At 45.3% G+C, this 214-nt stretch carries 1 protein-coding gene; it reads left to right on the top strand.

Annotation, left to right across the window (positions count from 1 at the left end):
* Window positions 1-194 (top strand): hypothetical protein (locus tag HW556_RS18580; protein WP_218136977.1); only part of this gene is annotated, 194 nt, incomplete at its 5' end.
* Between the last annotated feature and the right edge of the window lie 20 nt (window positions 195-214).

The following is a 214-nucleotide window of genomic DNA, read 5'->3' as shown; positions in this document are numbered from 1 at the left end:
AAAAGAGAAAAACTTTTTCTTTTGAAAAGCTTGCAGAAAGCAAAAAGGGTTCTACCTTTGCAGCCCGCTTCGACCGGAAGGGGGGTAGCAGCAAACAAGAAAAGAAACGCTTCGAAAAAAAACTTTTCTTCTTTTGTTTGCGAGTGGCAAAAAGCTACTTACCTTTGCAGCCCGCTTCGATCGGAAGGGGATGACAGCAACACCGCCGCACTTG

The organism is Hymenobacter terrestris (genome assembly GCF_013377905.1).
Classification (GTDB): domain Bacteria; phylum Bacteroidota; class Bacteroidia; order Cytophagales; family Hymenobacteraceae; genus Hymenobacter; species Hymenobacter terrestris.
This window is presented reverse-complemented; position numbering and strand designations above follow the sequence as displayed.